Source organism: Citrobacter sp. 172116965, assembly GCF_013458095.1.
Taxonomy (GTDB): domain Bacteria; phylum Pseudomonadota; class Gammaproteobacteria; order Enterobacterales; family Enterobacteriaceae; genus Citrobacter; species Citrobacter braakii.
The window spans coordinates 3,034,048-3,052,284 of sequence record NZ_CP046673.1 but is presented as its reverse complement, the minus strand read 5'-3'; the positions used below and the strand labels follow the sequence as shown (position 1 = coordinate 3,052,284).

The 18,237-nt window shown below is 52.5% G+C and carries 19 protein-coding genes and 2 pseudogenes; 2 read left to right on the top strand and 19 right to left on the bottom strand.

Going from position 1 to position 18,237, the window contains the following annotated elements; translation table 11 throughout:
- The first annotated feature begins 353 nt into the window (after positions 1-353).
- Complete coding sequence (locus GPJ68_RS14905; protein WP_115223396.1) at positions 354-1,301, top strand: ArdC family protein; 948 nt, start codon at positions 354-356, stop codon at positions 1,299-1,301.
- 194 nt (positions 1,302-1,495) lie between these two features.
- On the opposite strand, the gene mobC is transcribed toward GPJ68_RS14905, so the two are convergent.
- The 12 genes and pseudogenes from mobC to GPJ68_RS14845 all read right to left on the bottom strand — a co-directional run.
- Positions 1,496-2,242 carry a MobC family replication-relaxation protein gene (mobC, locus tag GPJ68_RS14900; RefSeq protein ID WP_048284481.1) on the bottom strand — a complete coding sequence of 249 codons (747 nt, stop codon included), beginning with the start codon at positions 2,240-2,242 and terminating at the stop codon, positions 1,496-1,498.
- A 9-nt stretch (positions 2,243-2,251) separates the two neighbouring features.
- A complete protein-coding gene (locus GPJ68_RS14895; RefSeq protein WP_115223395.1) occupies positions 2,252-4,111 on the bottom strand; it encodes a type IV secretory system conjugative DNA transfer family protein in 1,860 nt (619 codons plus the stop codon).
- A 700-nt stretch (positions 4,112-4,811) separates the two neighbouring features.
- On the bottom strand, positions 4,812-5,114 hold the full coding sequence (locus GPJ68_RS14890) for a TrbM/KikA/MpfK family conjugal transfer protein (protein ID WP_080895592.1): 303 nt from the start codon (positions 5,112-5,114) through the stop codon (positions 4,812-4,814).
- A gap of 60 nt (positions 5,115-5,174) precedes the next feature.
- Positions 5,175-6,194, bottom strand: coding sequence for a P-type DNA transfer ATPase VirB11 (virB11, locus tag GPJ68_RS14885; RefSeq protein ID WP_112216925.1), 1,020 nt, complete (start codon positions 6,192-6,194; stop codon positions 5,175-5,177).
- Complete coding sequence (locus tag GPJ68_RS14880) at positions 6,184-7,500, bottom strand: TrbI/VirB10 family protein (RefSeq protein WP_180836785.1); 1,317 nt, start codon at positions 7,498-7,500, stop codon at positions 6,184-6,186. The genes virB11 and GPJ68_RS14880 overlap by 11 nt, the downstream gene beginning before the upstream one ends.
- The gene (gene virB9 / locus GPJ68_RS14875) at positions 7,497-8,384 is read right to left on the bottom strand and encodes a P-type conjugative transfer protein VirB9 (RefSeq protein WP_112216923.1); all 888 of its coding nucleotides are present in this window, start codon (positions 8,382-8,384) and stop codon (positions 7,497-7,499) included. Before virB9 ends, GPJ68_RS14880 begins: the two co-directional genes overlap by 4 nt.
- Entirely contained in the window at positions 8,384-9,067 is a 684-nt protein-coding gene (locus tag GPJ68_RS14870; RefSeq protein ID WP_061553913.1) for a virB8 family protein, read from the bottom strand. Before GPJ68_RS14870 ends, virB9 begins: the two co-directional genes overlap by 1 nt.
- Positions 9,060-9,200 carry a hypothetical protein gene (locus GPJ68_RS14865; protein ID WP_164913536.1) on the bottom strand — a complete coding sequence of 47 codons (141 nt, stop codon included), beginning with the start codon at positions 9,198-9,200 and terminating at the stop codon, positions 9,060-9,062. Before GPJ68_RS14865 ends, GPJ68_RS14870 begins: the two co-directional genes overlap by 8 nt.
- An 89-nt stretch (positions 9,201-9,289) precedes the next feature.
- Positions 9,290-10,321 carry a type IV secretion system protein gene (locus GPJ68_RS14860; protein ID WP_115223394.1) on the bottom strand — a complete coding sequence of 344 codons (1,032 nt, stop codon included), beginning with the start codon at positions 10,319-10,321 and terminating at the stop codon, positions 9,290-9,292.
- A 71-nt stretch (positions 10,322-10,392) separates the two neighbouring features.
- Complete coding sequence (locus GPJ68_RS14855; RefSeq protein WP_061553916.1) at positions 10,393-10,668, bottom strand: EexN family lipoprotein; 276 nt, start codon at positions 10,666-10,668, stop codon at positions 10,393-10,395.
- 11 nt (positions 10,669-10,679) lie between these two features.
- Positions 10,680-11,408: a type IV secretion system protein gene (locus tag GPJ68_RS14850; RefSeq protein ID WP_115223393.1), complete on the bottom strand. Its 729-nt coding sequence runs from the start codon at positions 11,406-11,408 to the stop codon at positions 10,680-10,682.
- Between the two features lie 22 nt (positions 11,409-11,430).
- Positions 11,431-13,767 (bottom strand): annotated as a pseudogene (locus GPJ68_RS14845) (ATPase); the annotation flags it as partial.
- A 106-nt stretch (positions 13,768-13,873) separates the two neighbouring features.
- On the opposite strand from GPJ68_RS14845, the gene GPJ68_RS14840 reads away from it, so the two are divergent.
- Positions 13,874-15,082 carry an IS4-like element ISVsa5 family transposase gene (locus tag GPJ68_RS14840; RefSeq protein WP_001339197.1) on the top strand — a complete coding sequence of 403 codons (1,209 nt, stop codon included), beginning with the start codon at positions 13,874-13,876 and terminating at the stop codon, positions 15,080-15,082.
- 17 nt (positions 15,083-15,099) lie between these two features.
- Here the strand turns inward: GPJ68_RS14840 and GPJ68_RS14835 are convergent.
- From GPJ68_RS14835 to GPJ68_RS14805, 7 genes and pseudogenes are all read right to left on the bottom strand, one after another.
- Positions 15,100-15,516, bottom strand: a pseudogene (locus tag GPJ68_RS14835) (type IV secretion system protein VirB3); the annotation flags it as partial.
- 11 nt (positions 15,517-15,527) lie between these two features.
- The gene (locus GPJ68_RS14830) at positions 15,528-15,806 is read right to left on the bottom strand and encodes a TrbC/VirB2 family protein (RefSeq protein ID WP_049156896.1); all 279 of its coding nucleotides are present in this window, start codon (positions 15,804-15,806) and stop codon (positions 15,528-15,530) included.
- A complete protein-coding gene (locus GPJ68_RS14825) occupies positions 15,803-16,441 on the bottom strand; it encodes a lytic transglycosylase domain-containing protein (protein ID WP_061553919.1) in 639 nt (212 codons plus the stop codon). Before GPJ68_RS14825 ends, GPJ68_RS14830 begins: the two co-directional genes overlap by 4 nt.
- A gap of 72 nt (positions 16,442-16,513) precedes the next feature.
- Positions 16,514-16,735 carry a hypothetical protein gene (locus GPJ68_RS14820; protein ID WP_061553920.1) on the bottom strand — a complete coding sequence of 74 codons (222 nt, stop codon included), beginning with the start codon at positions 16,733-16,735 and terminating at the stop codon, positions 16,514-16,516.
- A gap of 394 nt (positions 16,736-17,129) precedes the next feature.
- Complete coding sequence (locus GPJ68_RS14815) at positions 17,130-17,339, bottom strand: TraR/DksA family transcriptional regulator (protein WP_112216917.1); 210 nt, start codon at positions 17,337-17,339, stop codon at positions 17,130-17,132.
- Entirely contained in the window at positions 17,329-17,916 is a 588-nt protein-coding gene (locus GPJ68_RS14810) for a DUF2857 domain-containing protein (protein WP_097734731.1), read from the bottom strand. Before GPJ68_RS14810 ends, GPJ68_RS14815 begins: the two co-directional genes overlap by 11 nt.
- Before the next feature lie 61 nt (positions 17,917-17,977).
- A complete protein-coding gene (locus GPJ68_RS14805; protein ID WP_032936812.1) occupies positions 17,978-18,163 on the bottom strand; it encodes an AlpA family transcriptional regulator in 186 nt (61 codons plus the stop codon).
- Positions 18,164-18,237 lie beyond the last annotated feature (74 nt).

Genomic DNA, 18,237 nt, shown 5'->3' with positions numbered 1-18,237 from the left:
ACGAGACTATTCAAGAACAAACCGCCCCCGGTTAGCAGGATCGTCTCGGCCGGCAGGAAAGCATGCTAACACCTACATGAAGTCCCTGTCAGTGCAGGCCCCAGACTCAACACCACCAATCTACTTTTCGCCACTGCGAAGTAAGGGGCGCTACGCCCGGCTATGCAGGGGCAGTTTTTTTCCTGTGCGCTTTTCGTTCCTCTATCGGCTTCCTGTTAATCGTTTCCCAACACAACCCGTCCCGCAAGGGTAAATGGCACGCATGCTGCGCCCTTGCAGGACAGAACGATGTCGGGAAAGCGAACCGTCAGGCGATACGAAGACGAAAATCACACACTGACGGAGAAAAAACGATGACGATTTCCCTGCATACCACCCGGACAAGCGCCCCTAACACCGCAGCGGCGACCAGCGTATCCCCGCTGGACCCGTCAGGCTCCTCAAAAACGAAATTTTCTAAAACCAGAACCGACATTTACCAGACTGTTACTGACAACATCATTGCAGCGCTGGAAGCCGGAGTAAAACCGTGGTCCTGCCCGTGGCAGCGTGTAGATGGCATGTCTGGTTTGCCTTCCAATTACGCTACTGGTGCGGCTTATAGTGGCATGAACATCATGTTGCTGTGGTGCAGCGCATCTAAGCAGGGTTTCAGCGATTCACTCTGGATGACCTACAAACAGGCACAGGTAGCAGGTGGACAGGTTCGCAAGGGTGAGCATGGCACAACAGCTATTTTCTACACCACGCTGGAGAAGGAAAACGACGAGGGAGAAGTTGAACAAATCCCGATGCTGAAAACTTTCACCGTGTTCAACGTTCAGCAAATCGACGGCCTGCCCCTGACAACTGAAACGGTCAGCCCGGAAGCAACCTTTGACTCGTTGCCCGAGGCTGAAAACCTGTTCAGGAAGAGCGGCGCAAACATCATTGAGAAAGGACAAAACGCCTTTTTCAGCCCATCAACTGATGAAGTCTGGTTACCGGAGCGCCATCTATTCGCTGATGCGGCTAACTTCTATGCTACCGGTCTGCATGAGCTTGTCCACTGGAGTGGGGGCAAAAAACGTTTGAGCCGTGAAATGAAAGGGAAGTTTGGCAGTGCGGATTATGCAGAGGAAGAACTTGTCGCGGAGCTGGGAAGTGCCTTTCTGATGGCTGATCTTGGCATTGAGGGAGAGGTACAACATGAAAGCTACATTGCTTCCTGGCTGAAAGCGTTGAAAAACGACAAGCGTTATATTTTCAAAGCGGCCAGCGCAGCCTCTAAAGCACATCGTTACCTGATGGATAAACTCTGAGACCGGGATCAGGCAACCTCAAGGGAATGCGGTTACATGGTTTTTAACCGGTAACGCTGCAAGGCGCAGACTGAGGCGGAACGCAGCACAGCGAGTACCGAACAGTCTGCGCCTCGCAGTGGAATAAAAATTATTTCGACCTGGCGGTATCGCCGCCAGGCCGGTGAGGCCATCTCGATGGCCTGAGTAAAAGCTTACGTATAGCTGCCTAGTGACAGGCGTTTCAGTTCATCAAGGGTATAAATGCGAAACACCCGGCGGTGACGTTCTTCCAGCGGGATGTGCTGATGGTTGATGATGACATGTTTGATGCTGTCAAACAGTAGTTCAAGTGCCCGTTTTTTCTGTGGGTCAGGCATGACATAAAAAACATAAATCCAGTGCTTGCGTGTACGGGCCAGCAGGTGGCTGGCGATAATAAACTGGTAACGGGATCGGGTTTTCAGGCGGCGCTCGGTTTCAATGGCAATAACGTTTCCGTCAGGCAGGGTTAATAACCCGTCCGGGCGATGTTTCACCTGATACTGGCTGATAAAGGTGGCCCGGTCGCCGTTAATCCATCCCGAAGCGCCTTTCTTCTCCAGAATAAGTCTGGCGGCCTGATTATCAAGATGGTGCTCCAGCGTCCAGCCGGTCATTTTTGATGGTTCGAACCGCGCAGGAAAGATTTTATCATCCGGGGTTAACACCACCGCCAGCCCGTCACTGGTGATCCCCCATAATGAAATCTTCATTGTTCGTGATTCAAGCACATGCTTCTGTATTAACCCCATTCGCTCTGTTTTTGCCAGTAGCGAATAAAGCGACTTATGATCCCGGAAACCAAATAACAGCATCAGCGTTTTAAAATCACTGTAGGTTTCTTCTTTCAGGAAGTTCAGCAGTTGTTTTATTTTTTCGTTGTTACGCGTCTGGCGCTCGTGAAAGGATGAAATCAGCATAAGCGCTCCTTAAAAATCAAGCGGGGGCAGGTGTTCTTCATCATCAGGTTTCGGCTTTACCGGTTTTACTTCGCTTTCGTCGAAGAAAAGAGCCGGGTGCGTTGTCATCACATCCGGCATGGCGGGTTTATCATCCTCGCCAAAATCCAGCACGATTTTCACCGGGGCTGCCGCTGCGGCAATATCAGGGGAAACTGAAAAGATTTTTAGCTGACGCTTTCTGACCTTTATCGGCGAGATCAGTGAAGCAGAAGGTAGCGTTTTTGTCGTAAAGATAAAGCTGACAAAATCGGGCAGGTTCAGGATCATATTGCTGTCAATAAAGAAACGTTCGGCCTGGCGGATTGTGCGCTCACTGTCGATGGTTTCCGTCAGCATATTATCCGTTTTCGCTTTACGGAGTTCATCATCCACCAGAATCGTGCCTGACATTCTCGCTACCCAGTCAGCTGTATCCGGGTCCATAACCCGGTAAACCAGTTTGAATTTGGCATTTTCAACGACCGCACCGACAACGGCGTCACCTTTCAAATCTGCCGGGCAGTCTTTTAAATCGGCAATGGACTGGTGGTCCATGATAATATGCACGCCTTTATCCCGTGCCGCGCCTAATCCCTCCAGTGCTGGCCTGGATAAATGATATTTAAGTTCGGAAAGATAAATAGCAATGGGGCGGGGTACGTCTGTTACACGGTCGCGCCCTTCTGCTAACTGGTACAGGCGAACCAGTAACATGCGCTGGGCTGTAATAATTTTGCTGTTTCGCATGGAGCCGATAACATAACAACAGCCGCCTTCATCAAACATTTGTTTAAGTGAAAAGCCTGTCGGTGAATTAATGGCATTTAATAATGCCAGCTCTTCAATCTTACCGAAAAATGCTTTGATTTTTTCGGCAATGCCCTGAACGTAGTCACCGTTATAAACATCACGGAGAGTTGCCGATGGGTTATCATTGACAAATTGCGCGGCCATACGTGCGGCTTTTCGGTCATCAATACGATAGAAGTCCGATTCCTGTCCTTTTTCCGCCAGGCTGAAACCGGCAACAAACAATTCTTCCAGTTCATCTGGCGTGATATCTTCAATCAGGTTTAACTGGTATTGCTGTTTCCGCAGGTCAATCAAAGCAAAAGGCTTGCCTGCATCCTCGCAGGCTTTGCGGTAAAGGTGGGGTGCCCATTCATCATTCTTTGGGTCCATAACAAACACACCTTCACCGGCCAGAATGCTTTGATAAAGCAATATGCCAGCGGCAACCCCTTTACCGGCTCCGGTGGTGCCGATAATATCCGCGTGTTGTCTCTGCCAGTCTTTTAACAGGAGATACATGGGGTCATTTTCATTACCCATGCCAGTAAAAATGCCTTTATTCAGGTCGATATAATCCAGCGGGTTATAATGCAGAGTTTCCGGCAGCAGGGATTTTACGGTGCGGACATCAGTGCGCAATTCCCGTTCAAGGGTGGTCTTTTTAACAAGACGTTTCTTTATTTTGTCTAATTCAGGTGTTAATACCCTGCGCAGCAGAATATGAAAAATAATACCGGTTACAGTGAAAGCAATCCGTACTGACCAGGCCAGTACCGTATTATCACTGGTGAGTCTGGTCTTATACAGCCACTGGAAGGATCCGATAACTATCGGAGCCATTGTGCCTGAGAGAAAACACACCAGAGAAAAAGCGATAATCAGCCTTTTCCATAATGGAGCTTTCTGCCGTTCATCGCTTTGCATTGATGCAAAAAACGGCATCGTCAGCCCCGCGAATAACGCCAGCATCAGTTGTTGCTGTTGCATAAAAGCGAGCAGTGCCAGCATCCCGTTCACTATCGGCGACAGTGAAGCGGCAAGTTTATTTAACATCATGGTGCCTCCTTCGTCAGCGACTCGCCCCAACTCATCGCCCCATCAATTCGCCCCACGGTGTCGGGCGAAAAGGCGGGGCGAGCGTATGGGGCAAAGAAGGTGGCCGCTGCGCGGCCATATGCAGGAAAGCATGTTTCCCTGCACGAAACGGCGTGCGCCAGTATATGCGGGCTGGACGCCCTTATTGCCTGTCGCATGGGGGTAATGTCGTGGCTGAACGCCGCGTCAAAACCCCCCAGAGTCAACGGCGGCACACCGTCGCCCGCTACGCGCGACCACCCCCTTTAAGACGGTCGCTTTCGCCTTTTTCTTCCCTTTGCTCGTTCCTCGCAGCGGGAATAAAAGGGAAGCTGACCTTTAAAGAGGGTGGTCGCGCCACGCTACCGGCTTTGGGCCGGAGACTTAGCGGCGACGGTGTGCGGGGCTGTGCCCCCCGGATAAACCGCTGTCGTGGGCGACAGCTTTTCGCTCGCCGGGGCGGCGAAATTTATCCGGCTCCCCCCGGCCTGCAAAATCCGCGTGGGCGCGGCTGTTTGCAGGTGAGGCGCGGTGCCTGAATTATTTTCGCTCCTTAACCCGCGAAAATAATTCTGTCCGCTGCCTCATTTTTACGGCCCCTGTTTCTTCGCTCCTTAATCCGCGAAAAACAGAAGCCGTAAAAACCTGAAAACCGTCATGCTCTGTGCCCGTCTCGCCAGTGTTAACCACGAACGCGGCCATATTTACTGATGATCTGACTGATAGCCGCAGGGGCTGCCGAATCACATTCAAGTAAAAACGATTTTCTGGCATCAGCCGTATGGTCAGGCAGAAAACCATGCCTGTTCTTCTTTACGATATTAAAGAATGCCCGTTCAGCCGAATGGCATTCACTGCCGCCGCCATTTCCGGTTGCTTTACCGTACATACATAACACCACTTCGCAGGTATCAGCAGCCATTACAGTTGTTGAACATGACGCCATAACGCAGAACAATAATACAGACAGTATGACTTTCTTCATTTCAGCCACCGTTATGATTAATGAAAGGTTACATATCTTTGGTTATGTTGTTTGCCAGAGTTATTTTCTGAATACCTCTTTCATGCTATTTAAATGAATTGGTTTAAAGTAAACATTATGCATCCGGCGAACATCGCCGTGTATATCAATACTGACGATGACATCAATGCTTTTAAGCACCTTACGTAACAGCACATCATAAGGAATATTCCGGCAGTCGGGGTTTTCATAGCAGCGGTCAATAATCCCGTCAATACATTCCGCCGGGCTGCCCGCATGCAGGGAGGTGATTAAACCCTCATGCCCGGAACCGACAATTTTCAGCGCATCCCATGCTTCCCGTCCGCGAATTTCCGCCAGTAATATCCGGTCAGGGTTCATCCGGTAGCTGGCGCGTATCAGTCTGCCAGGTGTGACAATGGCGTTATCCCCGGCATCCGCAGGGTAAAAAAGATGAACATAATTGCCGTGGTGATAAAAGCGGATTTCGGGGTTATCCTCAATCGTTATTAACCGGAGATGCAGCGGAATATAATGCAGCAGCGTTTTCATATAGGTGGTTTTGCCGGAGCCGGTTTCCCCCACAATAAAAATCGTTTTTCCGTATTCTACCGCCTTTTCCATAAAGCGGGGAATGTCCCCGCTGTGGTATAACCGTATCAGTGCCTCATCATGACTTTCCGTTTTCTCCTGACCGCTCACCCGCTGGTAAAATCCCGCATCAATCCATGACTGATGCGTTTTCTGCTCAAACGATGGTTTGCGCAGCGTAACGGACACCGTATGACGTTCGCTGGCCGGGGGAATAATCACCTGAATACGCTCGCCGGCTCCTGATGTTGCAGAAAGGATGGGCGACGTGTCGTCAATATTATCCTCATGCCAGGAAGCCAGTGCTCTGGCAAAGGCATGGCACTGACGCAGCGTGACCGGGGAGTCATGTTTTTGCCATTTCCCCCGGATTTTCGTATGCAGTTCACCCGGCCGGTTAATGGCAATTTCCGTCAGGCCCTCCTGCGCGAGGAAATCACCAAACAACCGGTTTTTCATAAACTCCAGTGACAGGTTTTCAGTGTTCATACCATTTCTTTTTCAGTCGCAGTTGATAAACAGAGGAAAAATCAATATCCGTGCCGGTCATGATGCCGATCACATCACCCTGGTTCAGGTACATCGTGGGCGGGATACTGATGCTGTTTTCCAGCGTCGTTTTCGCCATTTCCGCCGTGGCGGCGCGGGTGTTTTCGGTGTAGTCGGTATTGCGGTCTTTCCCCGGTGCGGCCTCTGACGCCGCTGCCGCCACGTCCTGCACGGTACTCAGCATCAGGGCGTTGCCGAAACGCTCCCAGAAATGGCTGTCGATCCAGCCCGCAATCCCCGCCTCGCCGAGCGGGCCGGTGGCCTGCGTATCGGTGAGCGGAATTTGCAGGCTGCCGGGCTCCGGCGTGCGCAGCTCCGTCCACAGCACAAACATCCGGCTGCGCCCGTGTTGCAGTGCCCCGGTGCGGTAGACGCCACGGGCGACCGTTCCCGCCGGGATCAGCTTCACATGGTTGCTGGCGCTCCATACATCCTCCCCAATCAGGCAGGAGATATGGCCGCCGACATCGGACACAAAGCGCCGCATCATCGAACAGGGAATATAACGATCCACCGGGATATAGAGATCAGGATCGAGGCCCAGCCGTCTGACGCCGGTGACACGGGCGACGCCCGGATTGTCGCTGTCAACCGTATCCTGCGCGGTTTCCGGTGCGGCGGGATCCGGGCAGCGCAGGCGGCCATCCGCCCCTCTGACCAGTACCGACCGACAGGACGTGTACGCCGTGGAGACTGGCGGGCTCTCCGACATTCCCGCGCGGTTGCGCGGTTCGCTACGGGACGCGCGGGCATTGCCGCCAGCCGTTGTACTGCCGCTGTTCAGCCCGTCTGCCAGTGCTGCCGCTTTGTTCAGGGCGGGCGGCTCTGCTGGAAGGGAGGGTGCGCTGGTGACGGTCTGACTGGCCGGGTCTGTGCCTTGCTGTTTGCGCTGTCCGAACAGGCCAAACGGGTTACTGTCCATGCCCAGATTTTTACGCTCATGCTGCGTCGCCCCGGTGGAGGGCGGCGGTGCGGTGTCGGCTTCCTTCTCATCGCCCCTTTTCAGGGCGCTGAGAAGACGATCGCCGCCGGATGCGAGGGCGATCACCAGCGCCAGACTCAGCAGGCTGACGATCAGCGTGCGGTGACCGGACGCCTTACGGAAACGGGTCACTTCCGGCTGGCCGGGCGGTGTTTTTTGCTCCGGCGTCTGCGTCGCCATTGCCGAACGGGCGCGTTCACGGGCTTCCGCTTCCCGCTCTGCGGTGGTTTTTTCCGGTTCGTCCGGGAAAGGTCTGTCAGTCATTTTGCCTCCAGCGTAACGGACGGTGAAACGGTGTCACTGCGGGTTACCGGGATACGCCCGGATCCGGCGTTTTCCACGCCCACCACCGAGGTGCCGTAACGCAGTACCAGTTGCGGCGATGCCGGAACCACCATCACGGTGTAGTTGCCCTGTTGAACTGTCTGCGGCGTGACCGCCTGCTCCTGACCATTAACCACCCGGAAAACGGAAGGCAGGGTTTTCGTGGGGGAAAAACCGATATACGCAAAACGACCGTCATCCCAGGTAAAGTCCGGGGCGATGGCGGCGGAACCGGCGGCCACTCGTTTGCTGTAACGCCAGTTCCGCAGCGAGGCCGGTTGCCGGAATGCTGCCGCTATCCGCTGCCGGTCCAGTGCTTCCTGCTGTCGTTGCTGGCGGGTGGCGCTGGCGGCAGCGGATTTATTCCGCTGCTCATCAGGATAGTGGTAGCGGATAACAAAGGCCTGAGCGGGTGAGTCGCGGTCCAGCACGTTCAGTTCCAGGCTGTAATCGCGCTTCGAAGTCACCACGAACAGGTTGGTTTTCCAGTCTTTCTCTGTCGGCAGAAACACCTGACTGATGTTGTTGCCGCTGGCGTCCGTGACCGGCTGGGTAATCGGGTTCGGGCTGACGCCCACCCGGTTGTCGCTTTTCGTCACGGTCCAGCCTCTGGGAAAACCCGCCTGCGCATCGATAACGGTTTCACCATCGTCAAACACCAGCATGGTGACGTAGCCGGGGCGGGTACGGACGACCGTGGCATTCTGGCTGTTGTACGTGACGTTCTGCATCCGGCTGTCATACGTGCTGCCGCGTGGTGTCGCCGCGCTCCATGCCACGCATGACGCCAGTAACCCCGTGAGGAGCAGAATGTGTTTCAGCATCATTCCCCCCTCAGCTCTTTATCGCGCTGGTAGCTGGTGACGATGAAGCCCAGCGGATTCACTTCACGCTGGCTGTCGGTCAGTTGCTGGTGTGGCACATAGCGGTAAGTGAGACGGATATTCCAGACATCCGTTTTCACGGAATTATCGGCAATGCGGCGGATCGTGCGTTTAATTCTCAGGGTCGCCAGATTATCCGGCCCGGTGGCGGGCGCATGCACATTGGAAATAATATCGATATAAACGACATATTCCGCCTTGTTAAAAATTACGTCCGGTGCCTGGTCGCCGTTAAACCAGTCCAGATAGTCCCGGTTCACGCTGTCGCTGTTAAATAACTGTACGTCGTCATAATCACGCTGAAGGAAGAAATAATTGTATCCCTCGCGGAGTCTGACATAGTGTGCTGCCAGTGAGTGCGCCAGTGCCTTTTCAGAAGAAATATCCCGCTCCTTCACGCGGGTCATATATTCATAACGCCCGGTCTGTTTATCCACCGACCATAACTCAATGTCGGTGGTTTTCAGCGGCAGCAGAATAATAATGGCCGCAATCGCCATTGCGGCCAGCATCAGCCCGGCAGCAGCCATCCGCCAGGCGGTTTTTCGGGAACGCTCCTCCTTTTCCAGCAGGATGGATTCAAAAGAGCGGGAAACATTAACAATGTTCTGAATATCAGACATGGTGAGTCAGCTCCTGAATGATTGCGGGGGAATTTACCGGCTCGGGTTCGCCGGATACCGGCGGAAGGTCGCCCTGATGCCGTGCGCAGCCCGTGAGCACGCACAGCATCAGAAGGAAGATTCTGAATTTCATGGAAACTCCTTATTACAGGGATGCAGGAATGCCGCACCGGTGGCGCAGGCCACGGCGTGACGGGGAAAGGAAATTAACGGTCGGAAGGATTAACGGTGACGCTGCCGGTTCAGGCGTTTCATGCTTTCGATGGCGGCGGCGCGTTTCTGCCAGGCGTTCACGGTTTTACCCGCGCCTGCGCTGATGAGCCTGCCAGCCACCGTGGCGGCGGCCATGCCACCTCTGGCGGCCATCCGGGCACCGCCTTTTATACCGGGTCCGGCGAGATCGGCGGATTTGTTCGCCAGTCCGCCCAGGCCACTCATGGCTGCGCCCTGCAGTACCGCTTGTACGGCGGCTCCGCTGAGTGCGCTGGCGAGTTTTGCGGAGAACCAGACCACCACACCCGCCGCTGTCCCGGCCAGCAGGCACTGCGCCGCCAGCGTCACCATATTGGTTTCTGCGGATGTTTTTGCTGCGGTATCCAGTATTTTATTCAGGTAATTAATGGCGATACGGATGGATAAGGCGGAAAACATGATCGTCAGTATTGCCGCGAAAATCGTTTTCAGCCAGTTATCAAACATCGGTTTAAGAAAACCGTACAGCAGGCAGAAAATAAAGAGCGGCGCGGTGGTCGTCATTAACAGGATGGTGATTTCGGCGAGCAGGTTGGCAAAAGTGGCGGCCATCAGCAGGACAATCGCGCCGCCCCATACCAGCACCTCGGCAAGGCCGCCATTCAGTTTGACGTAAGTTGAGGTGTCCATATTAAATAACTTTTGCCCCAGCGCCTGTGCCTTTTCCCAGACGGTATCGAGCAGCGCCCAGATGTTATCATCGCCGCTGATACCGTCTTTGAGTCCCTGGATTGCCGCTACCGCCATATCCAGCCAGCCATCAAGGTTTAACACAAAGGTGGTGATAAGCAGCATTCGCCCCACATCCCAGACGACATCTTCAACCGGGGTCCGGAGTTTGCCAGCCAGCGTCTGATAACCGCGATAGAGTATAAATAAGGTAAAAGAGCTGACAATGATGACGCTGATCATTGTGCCGTAAGTGGAAGACTGGCCTTCCAGTACGGCATTCAGTCCATCCATGATGTTTTTGTCCATACCAACAAAAATACCACCGGACATGGTGCCTCACCTGATATATAAAGAAAGGAAATAAAAAACAGGGAGAATTCCCTGTTTTGCTGGAGGATAAATTACTGTGTCACAGCATTTCGTTTTTCAGCTTCCTGCTGAAATATCGCCTCAAATTTCTCCTTAACCCCGGGCTGGCCTTCCTGTGCAAACATAAGTGCTGCCCGGTGGGCAAATTCGCAGTTATCGCTTGCCTCGCCATCCTTCAGGCATTGCGTATAAACCGCATAAGTTTCGTCAGGATGCTGTTTATACCAGGCTTCGGATTTGGTTTCCTTGCAGCCGGAGAGCACGATAACGCCTGAGAGTGTGCATAAGGTGAATAAGGATCTGAGCACGGATAACCTCCTTATAAATTATTAAGGTCAGCAACAGGTGCCGTCAGCTGCTGCTGTTCAAAGGCTTTCTGTCTTTGCTGTTCCAGCAATGTCGTTCGCTGTTCAGCCTGTCTGACAGACATCTCCCACTGATTCGTCAGCGCATTTAACTGTACGCTTTTCGCCGCGATGGCGTTAGCCAGATCCTGAGACTCTTTCGAGTCCTGCGCATTCGATATACGGTCAGATAAGTCTGATATATCGCTGAGTGTGCTGTTGATCCTGTTTTCAATGTCAGTGGTATTCTCAATCGCCATTGCCTGATTGAGGATCATCTGTTTGCAACTGTCGGCCAGAGACTGAGATTTTATTCCTTCCTGTTCCGGGCTGCATACGCTGAACGATTTGTATTTACTGTAAAGGTTTTGCAGTTCAGAAGAATATGAACTGTTCTGCGTGGTCAGCAGATCATCCAGTGAAATACCGCTCTTACGGAGATTATCAATATCGGTTTTCAGGCTTCGGGCATCACTGAGAAAACCCTGAATATCCCGTACGCCGGTTGCGGTAGCCAGTTGTTTCTTATATGCATCAAGTTCACTTTTATAATGGGTAACCGTATCTTCCCATTGCTGTAGTTTCTGCATCCACTGGTTAATGGATTCGGTATTCTGCACGGCGTCGAAAACCGGTATTCCGGCGCTGAACGCCTGTGCTGAGAAAAATAACAATAATGCCAGAAGGTGATCCCGGTAACGCATTGATATTACCTCCGGTTGGCTTTCAGATTGCCCGGTCAAGAAACGTATCTTTCCATTCATCAGGTCGCATACCGTCCTGATAAATGGCATCGAATATTTTCAGGTTGTCCTCACTGCCGCTGAGAAGCCGGGTGAATTTACCCAGCCCGGACAGATCCATTTTCGCCATCGCCACAAACGGGCGGGTTTCCCCGGCCCGCAACGGGGTTTTCAGGATGACCATATAATGCTCGCCCGGATCCAGGTTCCTGACCGTGTCATAAACGCTGTCCGGCACTTTCATTTTCTCTACGTAATCCGCATGGCTGGCTTTCGGATTAGCGAGGAAAATCTGGGTACCGCACTGCTCAATAATCGCCGGGGCGATGGGGTGTTTGACGATTTCATCCGGTGACTGTGTTGCCGGAACGAAGATACCGTTCAGCTTGCGGATGACTTTCAGCATATTGAGCGAGAAGCGGGAAAATTCGACATCGGCCAGCCAGCGCCAGAACTCATCCATAAACATCACCAGGCGGCGACCGTCCAGAAGACTGGTCACACGGTACAGCAGGTAAAAGGTGATGGGGCCGCGAATATCGTCATCATCCAGAAATTCGGTGCCGTCGATACCAAAGTTATCGACATCGCTGATGGTGAATGTATCGGCCTCGTTATCAAACACCCAGCCGAACTCGCCCCCCTGCGCCCACTGTTTCAGGCGAATACGCAGCCCGTTGGTGCGGGCGTCTGTGGTCGGCGGCTCCGGCAGCACTTCCAGTAGCCGGGTGATCCCGAACCGGCGGTACTCCGGCGGATAGTCCAGCATGATGGTGTCAATGGCGGCACTGATCCGCTCCTCATCGCGCGGATCGAGCGGCTTACCGTTGCGGCGGCACAGCATCCGTACAAGCCGTTTGATAAAACTGATGTTCCGGCGGGTTGGCTCCAGCGCAAACGGGTTGAAGCCGGTGGGCTCGCCGGTACGGATACGGAAATAACGCCCGCCCGCCTGGCGGATCGCCATCTCCGCCGCCCGGTCCTTATCGAAATACACCGTGGTCAGCCGTTTGAGGGTGGCAGAAGGCGCAAACGTCGCCGGGTTACGGTACTTCTGCATCAGTTGCTGCATGACGGTCATCAGCAGGGTTTTACCGGAGCCGGTTTTCCCGATAATCGCCGTATTCCCCGGCGTTTTCTCTCCGGTGTCATCCCGCCCGGCCTGGCTGTCATGCAGGTTGAGGTAATATCCGCCACCGCCGGGAGATGTAAGGAGGGCGATGGCTTCCCCCCACGGATTACCGCTGCGTTTGTGAGGATGGAAGTTATGCAGGCAGGCCATATCGGCAAAATTCTGGCTGCTGACGGCCACCAGTCGGGGACGCAGCGTATAGACGCCCGGCAGCTGTGCCAGATATGCGGCGGGCAGTGACAGGGTGGAGAGCGTCGTCATAATACCCAGATCGGCGAAGGGCTGGGCCAGAACGTTGGTGTCCTTCACCACCTGTCCGGCACTGTCTGAGGAGATCAGCAGGGAAAAGTGGAATTTACCGCACGACACATGTCCGGACTGGAGCAGGTCGCGCAGGACAATCAGCTCTTCGCGCTGGGAAGTCGCGTCGTCGTCCGTGGAGTTAAGCCGTTTTTCCGCCAGCCGGATATGATTCTGCGCCTCATCCCGTGCCATACAGGTAAAGGACTGCGTCAGAACATACTCGCTTTCGGCGTACAACAGTGCGTCCAGCATACCGGTATGGGTTTCCGGGGAATAATCCTTAATCTCCATGCTGCGGAAGAAGCGGGAACCGCTGACCGTCTGGCATTCACCGGTGTCGGTGGTGAAAAACACGTCCGGCGTGCTTAATGTTTCATAAAACGGCGAGCGCGTTACGGCCACTTTCTGCCACTGTCCGGTGATCAGGCGGTGGAAGAACGCCAGTTGCGAGGAATACACCCGCCCGTTTTCTTCATATATCCCCAGCGGCGTTGCCGTATAACGGGATAATGAGGATTCCAGTGCTTCACGGTATTCCAGCATGATTTTGAGTGCGTCATCCAGTGCTGCCTGGTCTTTACCGTGCGACTGCGCTTTCATGGTTTTCTTCTCAATCTGAGAGAACGGCGCGTAGCAGACGGTGAAAAACAGCCGGTGCCGCCAGAACGGTTTTTCTTTTACCGACTCGTAATACCGACGTGTTACCTCATCGGAAAAGGGAATACCCGAACAGGCTTCAAAAGCATCATGGTATTTTTCACGGAGCCGGTGAATATAGAATGTTACCGGCAGACCCTCATACGAACGAATAACGTTATTCAGGTGCGTAGCCATCAGGGTCAGGTGATGTTCGTCTTCACATTCAAAGACGGTACCGCCCAGCTCTGATGAATCCCCTAATGATTTTGGTAAAAATCATTAAGTTAAGGTGGATACACATCTTGTCATATGATCAAATGGTTTCGCGAAAAATCAATAATCAGACAACAAGATGTGCGAACTCGATATTTTACACGACTCTCTTTACCAATTCTGCCCCGAATTACACTTAAAACGACTCAACAGCTTAACGTTGGCTTGCCACGCATTACTTGACTGTAAAACTCTCACTCTTACCGAACTTGGCCGTAACCTGCCAACCAAAGCGAGAACAAAACATAACATCAAACGAATCGACCGATTGTTAGGTAATCGTCACCTCCACAAAGAGCGACTCGCTGTATACCGTTGGCATGCTAGCTTTATCTGTTCGGGCAATACGATGCCCATTGTACTTGTTGACTGGTCTGATATTCGTGAGCAAAAACGACTTATGGTATTGCGAGCTTCAGTCGCACTACACGGTCGTTCTGTTACTCTTTATGAGAAAGCGTTCCCGCTTTCAGAGCAATGTTCAAAGAAAGCTCATGACCAATTTCTAGCCGACCTTGCGAGCATTCTACCGAGTAACACCACACCGCTCATTGTCAGTGATGCTGGCTTTAAAGTGCCATGGTATAAATCCGTTGAGAAGCTGGGTTGGTACTGGTTAAGTCGAGTAAGAGGAAAAGTACAATATGCAGACCTAGGAGCGGAAAACTGGAAACCTATCAGCAACTTACATGATATGTCATCTAGTCACTCAAAGACTTTAGGCTATAAGAGGCTGACTAAAAGCAATCCAATCTCATGCCAAATTCTATTGTATAAATCTCGCTCTAAAGGCCGAAAAAATCAGCGCTCGACACGGACTCATTGTCACCACCCGTCACCTAAAATCTACTCAGCGTCGGCAAAGGAGCCATGGGTTCTAGCAACTAACTTACCTGTTGAAATTCGAACACCCAAACAACTTGTTAATATCTATTCGAAGCGAATGCAGATTGAAGAAACCTTCCGAGACTTGAAAAGTCCTGCCTACGGACTAGGCCTACGCCATAGCCGAACGAGCAGCTCAGAGCGTTTTGATATCATGCTGCTAATCGCCCTGATGCTTCAACTAACATGTTGGCTTGCGGGCGTTCATGCTCAGAAACAAGGTTGGGACAAGCACTTCCAGGCTAACACAGTCAGAAATCGAAACGTACTCTCAACAGTTCGCTTAGGCATGGAAGTTTTGCGGCATTCTGGCTACACAATAACAAGGGAAGACTTACTCGTGGCTGCAACCCTACTAGCTCAAAATTTATTCACACATGGTTACGCTTTGGGGAAATTATGAGGGGATCTCTCAGCGCCCAGCTCCCAGGTGGCAACAAAATCACGGTGACGGTTTCTGATGACGTAAGGGTGCATATGGGAGGAATACGGAATATATTTATCCAGCGTAATACGCTCGTTTAATTTCATTTTCTGAATAAACTCCGAGACATCAATATTATCGTACTGATTCGCCAGAAGGGCATTCGCGCCAAAATGGATATTGGTGAAAATTCGTCCACGGGTTTTAAACGCCAGCCAGAGCAGACTGAAATAATGAATGTCCTTTCGGGTTTTATTTTTCATTTCCGCCCAGGCCGGGATCAGCAGAAGCGCCAGGTAATAGCTGACATAGACCGCCAGCAGGACGATGGCCCCGCTGACGAGAACGAACGGCACCAGAGGAATACCCATAATGGCGGCAGGCCGCGTAAGTGCTTTATTCAGCGTAGCCATCGTTGCCTCTCTTATGACGCCCAGTAGGCACCGAAGCCGGATGCGCCGACAATCAGGATCGCGCCGATGATGACGTTACGCATGTCGTGCAGGCTTTTGCCGTCGAACAGCACCTTGTAGCCCACCCACATGGTCGCCAGCGTGATGGTGACGGCGGCCAGTCCCAGCAGGCCGGTCGAAGTATTGCTCAGTGTCTCACTGGCCTTGTTAAAACCACTGTCGGCCGCCAGCGCCGGGGCAGACAGCAGGACGGAAGCAACAGCGGAGTAACGGCGTTTACGCATGATCATTTCTCCTCATCAGGGATAACGGGAACCGCGCCGCGAATGACGGCGTCGGGATAGTGCAGACCAGTCAGAACTGGTGCAGCGGCAGGCTCGCCGCGCAGCACAATGGCGGGATAATGAACCGGCGTCGGCTCGTTCCGGTCAGGGACGCTCTGCCGGTCTTCCCGCGTGGACGGCACGGCATAGCCGATGCGCTGCACGTAGCTGGTCTGGTTAAAGGCGGATTCCGGTCGCTGGCCGGTTTCAAAGTTGCCGGAGTAGTAACAACTGAGTGCGCGTTTCAGGGTGCCACCGCGCCGGTAACAGTCGGCGAGAATGCGCTCAAATACCGACAGATTGATGCAAGGGTTAAGCAGGTCGCTGGCCGTGACGCCGTAATGGCGGAAATTGGTGCTGGTGATTTGCATCAGGCCGACCGAATAGCGTCGCTCCTGTGTCGCCAGCTGTCTGGTGAGGCGGATCGCCTCCGGCAGGCTCGTGGGGAAATGTGAAATCACGCCCCGGCTGTCTGGCAGGATTTCAGCAATGGCGTAAGGATGAAAACCAGATTCGACCCGTGCGACATCAAGCGATGTGGACGAGGGAATACTGGCGGCGCACTGCACCGCCAGTGCCAGAAAGGCAGTGGTGGAAAGCATGCTGGCCTCGTAACAGAGAGACAGGCGGCTTATAGAAAAGTACGCCGCCGGTGGAGAAGAAGAGAAAATGGATTAAGCGGCAGCGGCATCCTGTGAAATGTCACTTTCTTCTCTCGGTTCGAGCAGCACCAGCCTGCCGGAAACCGCAATACCGGGTATCAGCACGATATTCAGACCGGGCTTGCCGTTATGCGCGAAGGCCACGCCAACCTTTGTCCAGTACGTGTTTTTTTCACCCTGTGCATCGGGCTGACTTTCCTGGGTGACAAATACGTGATAAACGGGTTTTCTCATGGAATTTCCTTTGTTCAAAAAACAGTAAATGAAATAAACCAATCACATCCCTGTTCTGCATTCCGGTTTTAACGGGTCAGCGAGAACATTCAGCGGCACCCTGAATTCTGGTTACGTGACAGCCCGAACCATTCTGTTAAAGAGCAATACCCGGCCCGGGCGAATTAACGTCCATCAGGGCAACCATGCGGTAATGGCGCTTTCAGATTCGGATATCTGGCGCGGGATATGAATGAGAAACTCAAAACAAAAAGAAGAGAGAAAAATAAACGGAGCATTTAAGATGCAGCGAGAAAAATGGGGAAGGAAAAACACGCCAGAGCTGTATTAATATTCACCGGGAATAATAAAGACGTGCAGGGATATAATATCTCCACACGTCTTTGTTACCCTGTCAGCGGTTGAGGCGTTCAAGTTTTTCCTGACATTCCGTACAGGTGGTTACACCCTGCAGTGCTTGCCGTCGCTTTTCTGGAATGGGTTTACCACATAAACGACAGTGGAATAATGATGGCGCTGGCCCTGGTTTGAAACGACTCTGTTCAATCATCTCATCCAGTCGCTGTTCATTAAATTCCTGATCGCGGTCGATCTCATCCGGCATGTGACGTCCTCCTGTCAGCGGCAACTCCCTTTTGACAAAGCGTGATACGCCTCCATACCATGGTGAGTGACAGCCCCTGGAATCTTGGTAGTAGGACTTCAGTTACCTGCATCATGGCTATCAGCGCGTTGGGGGATTCAAGGTTTTCCACCCGGCACTTCTGCCATTGCAGCCAGATAGCCGCATCCGTCTCTTCATCCGGTTCAGGCGTTCGGCCATACGGCACGCTTACACCCAGCAACCGTCGGCGAAGGCAGACTTCATTTGATGTCAGGCCAAAATAGTGGTTGAGCAACGAGATAGAGCCACCCAGGCGGATAGCACGGTTAATCTCCTGTTGATGGTGGTATTCCTGGCGGGCCTGCGCCAGTAAATGATGCAGAACATCATGGCGGACACTGACCGAAACAAAGGGAGCTGCCGCCCGGCTGACCGTAAACAGCTCATCGAGTGATAACTGATTAAGAGCATTCATTTCGTCGAAAGTAAATCCGAGGGATTCACAGTGACGAATATTGCCTTCTTTCAGAGCGTGCAATGCATCAGTTAAGATGGTGTAATTAATTAATGGAATCATTCTGTTATCTCCTCAATCTATATGGAAAAGTTGAGCAAATAAACGGACATTTTTAACTGATCTAACGTCCGGCTAACTTAAGGTTGATCCATTCATCAATTTCCGATTCGAGCCAGGCCACACTGGCCGGGCCAATTTTTATTGAACGTGGGAACGAACCATTTTTCATATACAAGTAAATTTGAGAGCGTTTCAAACCGGTTTTTTCTTCGACCTGTTTTAAACGTAATAACTGATGTGATGTCATTGTATTCTCCTATTGTGGAATGACTGGTGCATGTCCAGAGAAAATAAAAGAACACAGCAGTAAGCTTAGGAAAA

Excerpts from the sequence above, each read along its gene's own strand:
- GPJ68_RS14815 (WP_112216917.1), bottom strand. The coding sequence starts at position 17,339 with ATGCCGGATGAGATCGACCGCGATCAGGAATTTAATGAACAGCGACTG.
- GPJ68_RS14820 (WP_061553920.1), bottom strand. The coding sequence starts at position 16,735 with ATGAGAAAACCCGTTTATCACGTATTTGTCACCCAGGAAAGTCAGCCC.
- GPJ68_RS14825 (WP_061553919.1), bottom strand. The coding sequence starts at position 16,441 with ATGCTTTCCACCACTGCCTTTCTGGCACTGGCGGTGCAGTGCGCCGCC.
- GPJ68_RS14860 (WP_115223394.1), bottom strand. The coding sequence starts at position 10,321 with ATGTCCGGTGGTATTTTTGTTGGTATGGACAAAAACATCATGGATGGA.
- GPJ68_RS14870 (WP_061553913.1), bottom strand. The coding sequence starts at position 9,067 with ATGTCTGATATTCAGAACATTGTTAATGTTTCCCGCTCTTTTGAATCC.
- GPJ68_RS14880 (WP_180836785.1), bottom strand. The coding sequence starts at position 7,500 with ATGACTGACAGACCTTTCCCGGACGAACCGGAAAAAACCACCGCAGAG.
- GPJ68_RS14890 (WP_080895592.1), bottom strand. The coding sequence starts at position 5,114 with ATGAAGAAAGTCATACTGTCTGTATTATTGTTCTGCGTTATGGCGTCA.
- mobC (WP_048284481.1), bottom strand. The coding sequence starts at position 2,242 with ATGCTGATTTCATCCTTTCACGAGCGCCAGACGCGTAACAACGAAAAA.
- GPJ68_RS14830 (WP_049156896.1), bottom strand. The coding sequence starts at position 15,806 with ATGATCATGCGTAAACGCCGTTACTCCGCTGTTGCTTCCGTCCTGCTG.
- virB9 (WP_112216923.1), bottom strand. The coding sequence starts at position 8,384 with ATGCTGAAACACATTCTGCTCCTCACGGGGTTACTGGCGTCATGCGTG.
- GPJ68_RS14810 (WP_097734731.1), bottom strand. The coding sequence starts at position 17,916 with ATGATTCCATTAATTAATTACACCATCTTAACTGATGCATTGCACGCT.
- GPJ68_RS14805 (WP_032936812.1), bottom strand. The coding sequence starts at position 18,163 with ATGACATCACATCAGTTATTACGTTTAAAACAGGTCGAAGAAAAAACC.
- GPJ68_RS14905 (WP_115223396.1), top strand. The coding sequence starts at position 354 with ATGACGATTTCCCTGCATACCACCCGGACAAGCGCCCCTAACACCGCA.
- GPJ68_RS14850 (WP_115223393.1), bottom strand. The coding sequence starts at position 11,408 with ATGCGTTACCGGGATCACCTTCTGGCATTATTGTTATTTTTCTCAGCA.
- GPJ68_RS14865 (WP_164913536.1), bottom strand. The coding sequence starts at position 9,200 with ATGAAATTCAGAATCTTCCTTCTGATGCTGTGCGTGCTCACGGGCTGC.
- virB11 (WP_112216925.1), bottom strand. The coding sequence starts at position 6,194 with ATGAACACTGAAAACCTGTCACTGGAGTTTATGAAAAACCGGTTGTTT.
- GPJ68_RS14895 (WP_115223395.1), bottom strand. The coding sequence starts at position 4,111 with ATGATGTTAAATAAACTTGCCGCTTCACTGTCGCCGATAGTGAACGGG.
- GPJ68_RS14840 (WP_001339197.1), top strand. The coding sequence starts at position 13,874 with ATGTGCGAACTCGATATTTTACACGACTCTCTTTACCAATTCTGCCCC.